The organism is Bacteroides sp. 224 (assembly GCF_010500995.1).
Taxonomy (GTDB): domain Bacteria; phylum Bacteroidota; class Bacteroidia; order Bacteroidales; family Bacteroidaceae; genus Bacteroides.
This window is the reverse complement of record NZ_QVMK01000002.1, coordinates 108,339-120,474: the sequence shown is the minus strand read 5'-3', so window position 1 is coordinate 120,474 and position 12,136 is coordinate 108,339. Positions and strand designations below refer to the sequence as shown.

Here is a 12,136-nt window from a genome sequence, read left to right as displayed (position 1 = left end):
CGTTTGCTTTTTTTGGCCCGAAAAAAAAAGCATATGAATAAGCAAAGAGAAATATTCTATAAACTGCCATTTTATGCGTTTTCAGAGGGGTGGTCTTAAAAAGAAAAATCCCTGAAACTGTCTATGTTTCAGGGATTTGCTTCGTTTTGCTACTCTTAAAGTGTGGTGCCACCAGGACACCATTTGTTAAGCAATCTACCTTGTTGATTGTCAGGTAGTTATATATTTAAGAGCATGATTCAATGTACACTTTTCGCACACTATTACATAAAACTCTTCCTGTTTCTGTTCTACAAATGTATTACTAAAATCTCAAATTCACAAATCATTGTATTGTCCTATTATATAGTCCAATTCGCAATTTTCAACAATAAATTCAGTTTAACCATAATTTTCACCCAATGTACACTATACAAATATAGCACACTCTACTACTAAACCGAAAGATTTTCTCTAAACAAAAATACCATAGGTGCATTTTTAATACTGGATGAATCTCTTGTATTCCCACTCAAACCGGTTTCTCCCAGTTTGTTTTAATTCAAATTCAACTTCATAATACCCGGCTTGCTCCGCTGTTTCTTTTGGTGGCACGGTCACTATATCAATTGAAGGAATACGGGGAACTCGATATATATTTGACTTACCTGGCTTTGCTTGCGCTTTAGGGTCCGGAAGATAATCTTTCGATTTTTCTATAATATCTTTGAGCTCTAAATCAGTCATATTTAATAATTTTAATTGTTATATTGCAAAGATAAAACGTTTTCTTGTTTTGTTGTATATTCAATTGCAAATCACAGAGTATAGACCACCAGAAATGAAAAAAGGTGCAAGAAACCTAAGTCTCTTACACCCCCTAAAACACAAGCTTGAAGTTATCGCGCCCCTTCGGTTTTATTTGATTGATAAATGTTGTCTTCATATTTTGCAAGTGCAATACTCAAACACCCTATTTTTTGAGTATACTCATTGTCCATTTCAGGCTCTAATAATCCTTTTTTAGTTGCCTCGGCAATTAAATCGTCTAATTTTGAGCGAACATGGTCGTACTGCTCTTTAGATGTAATTTCTTCTATCATAACGTTGTATTTAGTTTATCGCGGAAGCAGAGGGACTCGAACCCCCAGAACGTTTTACCGTTCGGCTCTTTAGCAAAGAGCTGATTTCACCAATTCACCCATACTTCCAGAAAGGCTACCGGGTTTCACAACTGGGTAGCTTAAATTGTCTAATTTAAAAATGATTGTTTTATGAACAACATGAAATGAGAACAAAATCGTGGAGGTGGCGGGAATCAAACCCGCGTCCAAACAAACTATCCTCAATGAATATACTTACGCCATAGCTCGTTTTGTCTGAACGGGCAAACATATCCTTTTTCAAGGAAGGGCCGACGGTTTGTCGAGTTCCACCACCAGACTTCTAAATTTCAAACTCCACCTGGAAAGTTATTTAACTTGCTTTACGCAGCAGCAGAAAATCTAACTGCTGGTTGTGCAAACATATTGATTACGTTTGCTGCTTTGGCAGAAACCTTGTTTCCCCAAGCTTTAATTTTATTTTTGCCAGTTAATTGCTTTGTACTTTTGTTGCGCGGTATTCACAACCGCAGGCGATTCATTTACTTTTATTCGCTGTCAAAATCAGTCACCCCCATAGCACGGCAGGAAAGACTTGAACTCCCGACACCCGGTTTTGGAGACCGGTGCTCTACCAACTGAGCTACTACCGCAAATTTTAGACCAGACTATTTCGCAATAACCTGGTCTCAATGACTAACCCTATAAAACAAATCCATTACCATTAAAAATTGCGTCCTCACATGGATTCGAACCACGGACCTGCTGGTTAACGGCCAGCTGCTCTACCACTGAGCTACAAGGACCTGTCTCCCGAATTTTACGGCTCGGGAAAACACCGCCAGAGGTTTTAAGTCTGGAATACCTTATCGCCTAATGTTCCACATCTGATTGGCATTATCAGCATTAAACAGAACATCGATATTTGCGCCTTGCTTCTTTTCGATAATGTCCCACGCTTTCAAGCTAATAAATTGTTCAGCGGTAAGCCCCATTTCTTTTTGATAAGCTTTATCGGAAATAGCGCGCTGTCGTTCAGCTTGTTCTCGCGCCTCTTCCATTTCTTTTCGTCGTTCCTGTGTTTGCTTAGCCTGAATTTGAGCTGCTGTATTATTCATTTCAGCAAGCTGCGCATCATTAGGTATCGCTCGACCAGTAATAACGTTTTCGACAACAACAGGGAATTCTTTTTCTTCGGATAATTTAGCGATATATTTAACCATATCGTTTTTTACGCATGAGTCTATATGTGCGATTACCTCCCGATTACTTGTCAAATCGAATGGAGAATACTGGGAGACATAATGTCGAGTTAAGTTTGTATAAGTTTCTTTTATATTGTTGTCATACCAATTGACACCATAATTTTCCAATAGTATTGGCGACTTACCGTCTTTAACCTTCAGTACAATTATACTTTTAAAATCCAGCGGCGTATTCTCGTTTGATATAATGTCGTCAAGAACTTCTTCGTGTTTTACCGGTACAATTTTGAACGTTTCTGAACTTGTGCTCCAAAAACACCATGTTAATCCGGTTTGAACAGGCTTTGCTTCAACTCCACCATGTCCGAAAAACCAAGGCTTTTTGATAAGCACCGTTTCTTCATCCGCATCTGGCCGGACTCCATGACAACTCGTAAAAGTTACACACGCAAATAACGCGATAATTAGATACATGAATTTCTTCATAAATAAAATCTGTTTTTTAATTAAAAATTTCAAAGAACTCTGATGGCACTCCCATCATTGTGTCCCTAAAAGGATTTGAACCTCTGACACGTAGAACTTCAATCTACCGCTCTACCAGGCTGAGCTATAAGGACAACGGATTATAAAAAGATGAAACCGGAAATTAGCCGAGGAATTTCGAAAAGATTTTTATCGAAATTTTGTTTTTAAAACTAAGAGATGAAAGGCCTTTGTTTTCTTCCCTTAATTGTTTAATCCGACTTTTGTTATTGGAAATGTTAGCTCTTATTTCTTTGTTCAAGTTTTCTAAGTCTAACTTGGCTTGATTGAAAGTGCTGAAGATGCTATCTCTTCTTTGGTTGTAATTCATAACTATCTGTTTAAATTAATTTGTTGCGGAGTCAGGACTCGAACCTGAGACTGTGAGTAATGAGCACACCGAGATACCTCTTCTCCACTCCGCGATGTATTCAATCAGTTATTTACTATGAATAGATATTTGGCTGATTGAATGTTGATAATTATTCGCCTTTTTTAAAAGAAAAGCCATATTTTTGTGAAATATATGGTGATGGCACTGTATCTGGCTTTTCTTTTAGTGGTAAGCAGAATGAAAATCACAATCAATATTGACCTTGCTGATATATTGAAAGCTATTTCATCGCTTATACGAAAGGCAGATGAGGAAGATTGATCCTCAGTCAAGTTGAAATATTACCATAATTTAGTTATGCCTCCTGGGTGGCTCAATCTGTAAAAATGTCATCTTCAGGAGGTTTCTGAATATTATATTAAGATTCTTGGTAGAATTACCTGTTTCAATTGAAGTTTTTGTCGATAGCTTTTATTTGTTGCCAAAATCTGCCGGTGTTTCGCCCCAACTTTTGTTGTCCCAATGAAGGACTTCGATGGTGTCCACATCAGCAGCAAATGCTTTTAGAAATATCTCAGCTTTTTGCAACTCTTTGTTTCGCTTGTTCGAAGCGGTGCTTTTATTTCTATACCAAGCCATAGCTGTTTTGCTATCTGTGTAAATTATACGAGGCTGGAAGTCATTTTCGATTATGTATTTAACGGCTTCAATCACCGCAAGAAATTCTCCGATATTTACTGTTTGATTTCCGAGATTTCTATAAAACAATCTTTCTCCAGTTTCAATATTTATGCCTTGGTATTCAGTAATCGATCTTTTTGTCGAATGAGCAGCATCTGTTGCTATCCCTATACTTGGACGATGCAAACTCATGCTTACCAATATTTTGTAGGCGTTGGCAGTAGCCTTATTTTATCATCATGCAATATTCGAGGTTGCATTTTTACCTCTGAATTCACCCAGAACTTACAGACCGGTTCGTAAAATCGACCACCTTTACAAGTAATCTTATGTAGCTTAATTGTGTCGTGATACCATTTACGCCCCTGAGCTTTAATTGCTACTTTTTTGCGTTTTCTGGGAAGCTTAGGCTTTTTAGTGCCTTCTGTGCCTAAGTTGAACACCGTCATGGTTGTAGTGTCTTATTAATAGATCAGCCGCTTCTGAGAAGTCGTCGATAACGCTTGGCAAATTTTCAATATCCATGCGTTTCTCCAGGATTTCTCTAACCCCGGCGATTGTCCTTACAGAATCTTTCTTACCATCGACAGGATCAAACAGTATCGTTTTGTTCCCAAACTTTACCTCGACTTTATAAATAGCTTTCGGAACATAAGATGTTTCTATAGTTGCCTTAAAAGCTACAGGAGTCGCTTCAATAGCTATGTAGCCATTTTTCTCCTTCATCGGGATCAATGTCACGTCATACAAAATGTTCGGCACAATCAGGTTTGAAAGTTTCTGATCTATGATGCAGATTTTCTTGGGGTATTCTGAATCTTGCCTCACACCTACAATTCTCCCGGTTTTAGGGTTTTGCGATACAAAACTAATATAAGCACCAGTTTGTTCTGACTTGATGAATTTTAGCTTTGTGAAAATTTTCTTTGGTTGCTCACTTGCGTTAGTTTCCATTTTTAATTTATATTTTTAATTTGGTTCAAAATAAAAGCCACCAACCATATTTCTATAATGATTGGTGGCGCAAATATATATTCTTATTTACAATCTCCAAAGGATTTTTGGGGTAAATTTTATCATCAAATAGCTGATATGCAGCTGTTTATGATTAATGTTAAATTTCTTTTTATAGATGATTTTGATCTATCTATCAGTCATTTACATAACTGATAAGATACATATTTTAACATATTGAATTTTCTAAATTTAGTAGTCGTTTTCTTTGTCTGTTTTCAGCTGATTAATATCTGGAATGTCAAATTCGCCGTTTTCATTCCGTTGACTTACCATCTTTGTTATAACATTATGAGATGCAAGCGTGGATACAAAATCAAGACCTTTGTCAACAGGGAATGTGATTTTGCAAAAAGTACTGTTGCTCACCTCTGTTTTTTCAATATCTAATCCAATGATTTTGGCAACTGATTCCGCATCTTCTTGGTAAACCTCATAGTTATTTCCTACTCGAAAAAGCACTACTGTGTTTGGATATTGTTCTTTGTAATAACAATATGCCTGAATGTTCTTGTTTCCCATAATTGTTAATTTTATTGTGTTACGATTAGGTATTCGCTTTATAATTTAATGGATAATGCAACACACCTATTGCAAACACCATCATTTTTGTTGTATTCACTTTTAGGTATTCGCTTCTGGCATTTTTTACACCAGTATTGAGATTTTTTCTTAGCATAGATAACAGTTTCGACTTTGGTTTTGGATACTTGATATTCATTAACCAGAGCTTCAACTATTTGTGTTGTGGTGTATTTTTTGTTTTTCTTTAGTGCTCTCCAATCATTTAGGATCAGTAAATTTCGAGCTTCGGTGTCGTCAAGTAAATTTTTAGCCTCCAGTTCTTGAAGTGTTTCAGTTGAAAAGTTGAGAATGCTGGATAATTTATTTATATCCTTTTCTCGAAGTCTTATTTTATGAGCCATTAAAATTTAATTATAATACATGATATCTCTTTCTATGATTGTGTAGCCAATATAGTTTTTGATCACTCTATATGTCCAATTTTTGCAATGATCGTCGTTACTCACAACAATATTCCCTTCAAAGCTCCATTTATAAGCTTCTGCCGGAACGTTAAAATCTTCTACAAAATATTTTTCTAAATATTCAGAGCAACTGATATGTGATATTTTTGTAGTCTGATTTTTTCGTGGGTTAAAATCATTTATTTCAATTAAAGAATCTTTTTCATTGTAAGTGAATTGTCTAATCCATGAAGGGTCAAATTGCAAGACTGATTGATTTCCCCAATAACTAATCTGTTTCTCTGCAAATCCATTCTCGTTAAAATACCACATTGAGCTTGCGTTTTGACTTTTCTTTTTTTTTAATTTTCCGGCAACGCCTTCTTCTCCTTCATACAGCCTTAATGAAACCGACCTAACAGTCCCATTCAATTTCAAATAAGTTAAATGATTTTCCTTTTTGTTTTCTGTATTACAAGCAAAAAGAACTAACGTAAAGAAAGTGATGTGGATAACTTTAAATATCAGGTGTCTCATTTTTGGAAGAATTAATGCGTTATATAAAAAACTGTATTATAAGATACAGCAAAAATACAAATATAAAAACCACAGTTCCAACAAAAAGACTTCTAAAAACACTGAAAATATTTATTCTTTTTGTTCTCAAAAACATATTGTTAAACGATAATATAACAATCCCTCCAACAAACATACCACAAATGATAGCCAATGGGATAGATTTTTTAAATAAAAGAAAATCATTTATCCATGCCCAGCGGAAAAGTAAAAACATTGGCAATAGCATCAACAGGGTAGCAACAGTTGTGTCTAACTTGTATTTCTTTTGTTCTTGCGTTATTTCTTCCTGATTTAGTATCTCAATAGAAAATCCATGTTGGTTTATAAAAGAGATTGCTAATTCATAATCTATATTCAACCCAACCATCTTTGGATAGTTCAAATTATATTTTTTTCTAAAATCAACAAACCATAATATAATATGTTCAAGAGCTTCATTTTTATGAGTTACTATTAAATCCATCAGCTCTTTTTCGTCCTTCTGAGAAATAAAACAACACTCGTAAGGAAGTGGTAATTGAATACCATTTTCCTCGGTTGCATAAAGAGGTGTGTCTTTTAATGGGAAAGAAGATAGCTTTTGAACCGGATGGGAGCTTTTGAATAAATTGATGATCTGGTCGATCTTCATTGGCGTAATGTTTTTATCCCAACAATTGCGTAACCATTCTGCAACTTTATTCTCAGCGGATTCTGCATATATCCAAAACAGAAACAGTCTTTCAATAGATGGGCTAACCGACAACAAAATTTCATCATCTGATTTTATTTCAAAAGAACCATTGTCTGCTTTTAAAGGGACGCATGTCATTGTGGCTCGAATAAAAAAACTATTATTCATTTCTTTTTTTTATAATTATTTGACAGTTAAGTTGCTGTAAGCATAAAAGCAAACTGTCTATTGCGGTGTTTTTTTTACCGCTTTCAATTCCTGTGATTACAGCATAAGAGACTCCAGCAACTGAAGCGAAATCTCGCTGAGATAGTTTTGCTGTTCCTCTTAACTTTTTAAAGTATTCGGAAAAATTTTCGCGGCAATCGAAAAAAAACAAATTTGTGTTATCTTCTTTTAGATATAGGCCATACCCAATAGCTTTTAGATATAAAAGTGCATTGTCTATAGAAAAATTATTTTCCCCAGCTTCTAATCTATATATTACAGTTGGCATAACATTCATAGCGAAACAAATATCTTTCATTTTTACTCCAGAAGACTTTCTACTTTCTGCTAATTTTTCACAAAATACCTTTCTTGTCATTTTTATTTTTATTAATTAAACGCCAAAAATAATATCATTATTTGATATACACAAATAAGAGCAGTTTCCTTTTGTTATTGTTTATCAAATGTTTGGTGATAGCTCCACTTCAAACCTAAGTGCATATACCAAACGTAGAAAAATATCTATGCTTACAATACTTTTCTCCGACTCAATATTTGCTATTGTTATATGGGAGCATTCTATATTCTCGGCTAACGAACGTTGAGTAAATTCTAATTTGCGGTATTTTACCAACCAATTCACAATACTTTTGTATTCTTTTATCAATACTACAGTATTTTTTTTAGAATCCTTTAATTTCATTTGAACTTCTATAGCTGACAAATACGAAATCGCATTATTCATGTTGAAGTTGTTCACACCTCGCTCTAAACGCTTTGTCTGCATTGGCTGAAAACCAGACCGTCTCCATACTTCATTCAAAGAAACCTTCGTTACCTCTTCTCGTAGCTGCTTGCATTTATCACAAAATTCTTGTCTTAACATATCTTTTTAATTATTTAAAGACAAAAATATATAATTATCTGCACTGTTCAAATGCTTTAATAAATTATTTTCCATTTATAACTGCATCAATTTTAGTTTTTAGTGTTTCAATGTCACTAATAAGTCCATCCAACTGATCCATAGCCTCCAGCATTGAATCTCCACGAGCGGAGTTTTGAAAACTTTCTGGCAGCGCATCAAAAGCGTCCTGCTCGTCACTTTTTATTTCTTCCACCCGGTCAATTGCTTCGTCCAGGTGAGAAATAACATCAACAAGTTCTTGCCTCCTCGCTTTATTCATAATTATTTTGTTATTTTTAATTTTACTTCAACTATTATTTTTTTATTGTTTTCCACCTGAGACATTGCAACATACGTGTCTTCCAGAAGGGCAAGCATAATCCGATTACTTTCCCCATGTGACATTTTCTCCCAGTCTATTTCAAGAGATTCAGCGATTTCTTTTGCCGGTAGATAAAATTCATTATCTGGAGGCATCTCATTTATATTATAGATTCCTTTATCTCCTTTTCCAAACAGATAGGAGCTTAAACCAACGTAGTTCAGATAGGTTTTCAAGAACAGCTCTTTATTGGCTGGGGTGGAGCCTTCCGCTGTGATACTATTTTTCTTCGTCATTTTCTAATTCCTGTAATTTATCATAAAGGTCTGATTGCAAGGAATCTGCATCAGTATAAGCATCTTCAAAGAATTCTTCGTCATCGCAATCTACACTATATTCTTTAATTTCTTCCAAAATAGCGGCTAACTTAAAAGCTAAGTCATGCGCTTCTCTAATTCTTGCTATCATATTGTTTTTTTGAGTTTCTTTTTAAGTTTTCTTGGCAAACGCATTTTCTTTGCCATGCAAATTTTTCGAAGACGGCGCAAGTTTTTCTTTGATAGTGTAACAGTGCCAGTAAATGAATGGGCTATATTATCAATCAAAATACCACTTTTCCCACGCCCAGCAATATTAATCGACGAATTTGTGATACCATATATTTTCCTTCCTCCTATCCGTATTTCAACATCACTCCAAGACATTTCTTTGTTCTCATTCATTTGCATACTCCATAGCATTTTCAATATCGTTGAATGGCTTTCCAGACAACTCATTGTATTCAGCAACTTCAAAATCGGAATCTATTCCAGAACGGATAATTCGCCCGGTATTTCCAGAAGAAATTTCAAAGCCATTCTCTATAAGCCACAAGACAGCTTCTCCAAGTGTATATTGCACTTCATCTGTCTCTTTGGATTTTGCCACAAAAGCTTTTAAAGATTCAGAAAAAATCTTTTCTGACAGCTCATTGAATTCTTTTTCATAATTTTCTTCATCAGATATCAAATACTCAACACAGTCGCCTTCAGACAATTCTCCATCCAAATATCTCGTTAAAACATCCAGTCGATGTATTTCTTTACTGTTGCAATAATTGGGAAAATAATTCTCAATCAGGTCGTTTACGCTTTTAGGTATGTACATAATTGTATTGTATTTAAGCCATACGATAGACTTTCTACCGTATGGCAATTTTTAATCATTCAATAATCAACCAGTCTTCGGCCAGAATATCGGTTTGAGAAGCAAGCCAGCCACGAACAATAGAGCCGGAAGCTGTTACCATATCAATGTTTGGCAATCTCGTAGTCGTTCCTGCATCACCTAAATTAAACAGACCCATATCTACCCCATCAATGCTGGAGCCATGTGGGTATTTGGGGTGATCCATGCCAACAAACCCATATATCTCTGGGTCAATATTGCCTACGTTTAAAGAAATGTGCATTCCTTTTCCATTCCAGCCAGAACGAGCGACAGCTTTTCCTTGTTTCATCGCTTCGATTGCTTGTCCAAAATTCAATGTCGTAACTTCACTCATAATTTATAATAGGTTTTATAAAGCCCTCCCAAGGCATTGTTATTTATTAATATTCAAATTTTGCAAGCTGAGATAATTGGCTGTGATGTTTGTCATACAGTGAATTAAACTCATCTTGAAATTCTTCTTTGTAGTTTTCACCATCACACATATCTTCAGGAAGTATGTGGTATTTGTCAACCAGTTCTTTTTCCGCTAACTCTGAAGCCAACTCCATAATTTGTGAGTTGGTTTCATCTTTCTCAATCTGATCATAAGTGTAAACCCAAGTTATAAACCAGTTAGATTCATTGATTTCTTCATTATTGAATTCATCCATAAAATCAGTTAAAGAGTAAATCATATACTCTGGAAAATTTGCTATTGAGTCAACATCGTCTTCATGGAAAGACAAGCTGGACAGTTCGGCATGGTTGTCGAAATCGTCAATCAACTCGCCTTCAATTCTTTCACAAACTTTTCTTGCGCTTTCTCCACAAGAGCCTACTGCATTTACATTTATAAGTACAATTATTATTTTCTTTTTCATATTTTTAATTTATTTGTTTATTAAGATGGCCCACACATTTCCCCATAAGCACCTGATGGCAATATCCATTCTTCACCATCAGGAAGAATAACTGGAAGGTTGTAATCGTAGCTTGCGGATAATTCTTTAAGTTGTTGCGTGATGTGTTGGTATGGTGTGCCAGAATCAATTAATGTTCGAAGATCGGTTGTGCGTTTCATTGTACATCCAAACACCTTTTCGAACTCTATGATTTCTTCTGTAAGTTCAGGACTAATAAATGCAGCACTGGCAAATTGATTTTTGTTGCCGAAAATACAGAACTTGCAACTACACCTTCCCCAACCCATATAATAGCATGGATGAGCTCTCACTCGGTATCTTTCGATGATTTCCCAAACTTGTTCTTCCTTCCAGTCACGAATTGGTCGGTGTCTATCCACATATCGCGGCCTGGTCTTGCTATTTCTAAGATCGGATCGATCAGGTTCTAAAATGTTGTATTTGGCTCTTTGTGGAGATTCTTCGCCTCTTTCTCCAGACAACACCAGTGTCCGTATATTATTAAATCGTTCCTGATTTCTTATAGCGGAAGAGCAGACATCAATTTTCAAATAAGCACTGCACCACCTTACCTTTAAATCCGGAGAGGATTGTGGGAATTTTAACCGGGTGCTTGGATTTCCTCTTGTGCCGCCAACTTTCTGAATTGTATTGTCTGGAAGCTCAAAACATATTGGGGCAGTTAGGGAATTTTCTCTTAGCATTTCTCTTTTAAAGCCACCCTCTTTCCATTGAAAGTAAATTTGCACCCCAAACGCTTCCGCAAACTTTCTACAATAATCAGGTGTAACTTCCCAGTCAAAGAAAACACTTTCTCTTCCATCGATGTCCTGATGCCACAGTTCTATGCGGTCTTTGGGGATACCTTGGTCAAGAAGGTAAAGAAAACAGGCGGTACTGTCTTTCCCGCCTGAGAATGACACGATGTATTTATCGTAACTGTAAATGTTAAATTCGTTCATGTAAAACATTAACTTATCTGTACCCCTTAAAGTCTAACCAAGATTTTCTGTAACTAATCTCTTCAATGGTTTCAATTGGATGATCGCAATTGTCTTTCGTGTACACATTGACAGATATATTCTCTGTGATAAATTGTCCTTCGGAGTTCTTATCGGCGGTTACTTCAAATACAATATTCGGCTCATCGTCTTCCGATCCGGCGCTAAACCAATAATCCCATAAATCTTCGTAATGATCTGGATCAATAGAATCCGTATAGATTCTCTCCGTATATAGAACCTCATTGTATTCAAACGCAATTTCTAAGTAGCTTCTCGACTTAAATAATTTTCTTATTGGGCTGTTATCAAATTGTGTTTCAGCTGTTAACTGCTCAATTTTGTTTTCTTTCAATGCAAAAAACTCATCGCCATTTGCTTGATTCATTGATTGAATATATAATTCAAACGCTTTTTCTATACTTAAACCTGTGGCTGGGGTGGATGCTAATAACTCTCCCATACATATATCGCCACTGTGATATTCTTTAATTATTTTATCTAATGTCATAACTTTCTAA

The 12,136-nt window shown here is 35.6% G+C and carries 21 protein-coding genes, 4 tRNA genes and 1 other RNA gene; 1 reads left to right on the top strand and 25 read right to left on the bottom strand.

The window, feature by feature from the left end; all coding sequences use genetic code 11:
* Positions 1 to 480: 480 nt before the first annotated feature.
* The 8 genes from D0T60_RS02005 to D0T60_RS01970 all read right to left on the bottom strand — a co-directional run bounded on the left by D0T60_RS02005 (position 481) and on the right by D0T60_RS01970 (position 2,907).
* Positions 481 to 726 carry a hypothetical protein gene (locus D0T60_RS02005; RefSeq protein ID WP_163216473.1) on the bottom strand — a complete coding sequence of 82 codons (246 nt, stop codon included), beginning with the start codon at positions 724 to 726 and terminating at the stop codon, positions 481 to 483.
* Between the two features lie 152 nt (positions 727 to 878).
* Positions 879 to 1,082: a hypothetical protein gene (locus D0T60_RS02000; RefSeq protein WP_163216472.1), complete on the bottom strand. Its 204-nt coding sequence runs from the start codon at positions 1,080 to 1,082 to the stop codon at positions 879 to 881.
* Between the two features lie 21 nt (positions 1,083 to 1,103).
* Positions 1,104 to 1,190, bottom strand: a tRNA-Ser gene (locus D0T60_RS01995).
* 89 nt (positions 1,191 to 1,279) lie between these two features.
* Positions 1,280 to 1,658, bottom strand: a transfer-messenger RNA (tmRNA) gene (ssrA, locus tag D0T60_RS01990).
* Between the two features lie 4 nt (positions 1,659 to 1,662).
* Positions 1,663 to 1,735 (bottom strand) — tRNA-Trp (locus D0T60_RS01985).
* Between the two features lie 81 nt (positions 1,736 to 1,816).
* Positions 1,817 to 1,888, bottom strand: a tRNA-Asn gene (locus D0T60_RS01980).
* Between the two features lie 60 nt (positions 1,889 to 1,948).
* Positions 1,949 to 2,773, bottom strand: a complete 825-nt coding sequence (locus D0T60_RS01975) for an SPFH domain-containing protein (RefSeq protein ID WP_163216471.1) — start codon at positions 2,771 to 2,773, stop codon at positions 1,949 to 1,951.
* 60 nt (positions 2,774 to 2,833) lie between these two features.
* Positions 2,834 to 2,907 (bottom strand) — tRNA-Phe (locus D0T60_RS01970).
* Between the two features lie 422 nt (positions 2,908 to 3,329).
* Between D0T60_RS01970 and D0T60_RS01965 the strand changes: the two genes are divergently transcribed.
* Complete coding sequence (locus tag D0T60_RS01965) at positions 3,330 to 3,467, top strand: hypothetical protein (RefSeq protein ID WP_163216470.1); 138 nt, start codon at positions 3,330 to 3,332, stop codon at positions 3,465 to 3,467.
* A gap of 150 nt (positions 3,468 to 3,617) precedes the next feature.
* On the opposite strand, the gene D0T60_RS01960 is transcribed toward D0T60_RS01965, so the two are convergent.
* From D0T60_RS01960 to D0T60_RS18730, 17 genes are all read right to left on the bottom strand, one after another.
* Positions 3,618 to 4,019 carry a reverse transcriptase-like protein gene (locus tag D0T60_RS01960; protein ID WP_163216469.1) on the bottom strand — a complete coding sequence of 134 codons (402 nt, stop codon included), beginning with the start codon at positions 4,017 to 4,019 and terminating at the stop codon, positions 3,618 to 3,620.
* Positions 4,020 to 4,241: 222 nt separating this feature from the next.
* Positions 4,242 to 4,781, bottom strand: coding sequence for a hypothetical protein (locus D0T60_RS01955; protein WP_163216468.1), 540 nt, complete (start codon positions 4,779 to 4,781; stop codon positions 4,242 to 4,244).
* Positions 4,782 to 5,033: 252 nt separating this feature from the next.
* Positions 5,034 to 5,363 (bottom strand): hypothetical protein, encoded by a 330-nt coding sequence (locus D0T60_RS01950; RefSeq protein ID WP_163216467.1) that lies wholly within the window; start codon positions 5,361 to 5,363, stop codon positions 5,034 to 5,036.
* A gap of 38 nt (positions 5,364 to 5,401) precedes the next feature.
* Positions 5,402 to 5,767, bottom strand: a complete 366-nt coding sequence (locus D0T60_RS01945; RefSeq protein ID WP_163216466.1) for a hypothetical protein — start codon at positions 5,765 to 5,767, stop codon at positions 5,402 to 5,404.
* Positions 5,768 to 5,773: 6 nt separating this feature from the next.
* The gene (locus D0T60_RS01940) at positions 5,774 to 6,346 is read right to left on the bottom strand and encodes a hypothetical protein (protein WP_163216465.1); all 573 of its coding nucleotides are present in this window, start codon (positions 6,344 to 6,346) and stop codon (positions 5,774 to 5,776) included.
* A 19-nt stretch (positions 6,347 to 6,365) separates the two neighbouring features.
* Positions 6,366 to 7,229, bottom strand: coding sequence for a hypothetical protein (locus D0T60_RS01935; protein ID WP_163216464.1), 864 nt, complete (start codon positions 7,227 to 7,229; stop codon positions 6,366 to 6,368).
* On the bottom strand, positions 7,222 to 7,647 hold the full coding sequence (locus tag D0T60_RS01930; protein ID WP_163216463.1) for a helix-turn-helix transcriptional regulator: 426 nt from the start codon (positions 7,645 to 7,647) through the stop codon (positions 7,222 to 7,224). Before D0T60_RS01930 ends, D0T60_RS01935 begins: the two co-directional genes overlap by 8 nt.
* A gap of 84 nt (positions 7,648 to 7,731) precedes the next feature.
* The gene (locus D0T60_RS01925) at positions 7,732 to 8,157 is read right to left on the bottom strand and encodes a helix-turn-helix transcriptional regulator (RefSeq protein ID WP_163216462.1); all 426 of its coding nucleotides are present in this window, start codon (positions 8,155 to 8,157) and stop codon (positions 7,732 to 7,734) included.
* A 64-nt stretch (positions 8,158 to 8,221) separates the two neighbouring features.
* Complete coding sequence (locus D0T60_RS01920; protein WP_163216461.1) at positions 8,222 to 8,458, bottom strand: hypothetical protein; 237 nt, start codon at positions 8,456 to 8,458, stop codon at positions 8,222 to 8,224.
* A gap of 2 nt (positions 8,459 to 8,460) precedes the next feature.
* Positions 8,461 to 8,796, bottom strand: a complete 336-nt coding sequence (locus D0T60_RS01915) for a hypothetical protein (RefSeq protein WP_163216460.1) — start codon at positions 8,794 to 8,796, stop codon at positions 8,461 to 8,463.
* Positions 8,780 to 8,968, bottom strand: a complete 189-nt coding sequence (locus D0T60_RS01910) for a hypothetical protein (protein ID WP_163216459.1) — start codon at positions 8,966 to 8,968, stop codon at positions 8,780 to 8,782. Before D0T60_RS01910 ends, D0T60_RS01915 begins: the two co-directional genes overlap by 17 nt.
* On the bottom strand, positions 8,965 to 9,222 hold the full coding sequence (locus D0T60_RS01905) for a hypothetical protein (RefSeq protein WP_163216458.1): 258 nt from the start codon (positions 9,220 to 9,222) through the stop codon (positions 8,965 to 8,967). The genes D0T60_RS01910 and D0T60_RS01905 overlap by 4 nt, the downstream gene beginning before the upstream one ends.
* Positions 9,215 to 9,646: a hypothetical protein gene (locus D0T60_RS01900; protein WP_163216457.1), complete on the bottom strand. Its 432-nt coding sequence runs from the start codon at positions 9,644 to 9,646 to the stop codon at positions 9,215 to 9,217. The genes D0T60_RS01905 and D0T60_RS01900 overlap by 8 nt, the downstream gene beginning before the upstream one ends.
* A gap of 55 nt (positions 9,647 to 9,701) precedes the next feature.
* Positions 9,702 to 10,043, bottom strand: coding sequence for a DUF2829 domain-containing protein (locus D0T60_RS01895; protein ID WP_203558267.1), 342 nt, complete (start codon positions 10,041 to 10,043; stop codon positions 9,702 to 9,704).
* 46 nt (positions 10,044 to 10,089) lie between these two features.
* Positions 10,090 to 10,572, bottom strand: coding sequence for a hypothetical protein (locus D0T60_RS01890; RefSeq protein ID WP_163216456.1), 483 nt, complete (start codon positions 10,570 to 10,572; stop codon positions 10,090 to 10,092).
* A gap of 20 nt (positions 10,573 to 10,592) precedes the next feature.
* Positions 10,593 to 11,576 carry a phosphoadenosine phosphosulfate reductase family protein gene (locus tag D0T60_RS01885; protein ID WP_163216455.1) on the bottom strand — a complete coding sequence of 328 codons (984 nt, stop codon included), beginning with the start codon at positions 11,574 to 11,576 and terminating at the stop codon, positions 10,593 to 10,595.
* A gap of 13 nt (positions 11,577 to 11,589) precedes the next feature.
* On the bottom strand, positions 11,590 to 12,126 hold the full coding sequence (locus D0T60_RS18730) for a hypothetical protein (RefSeq protein ID WP_239059475.1): 537 nt from the start codon (positions 12,124 to 12,126) through the stop codon (positions 11,590 to 11,592).
* Positions 12,127 to 12,136: the final 10 nt, after the last annotated feature.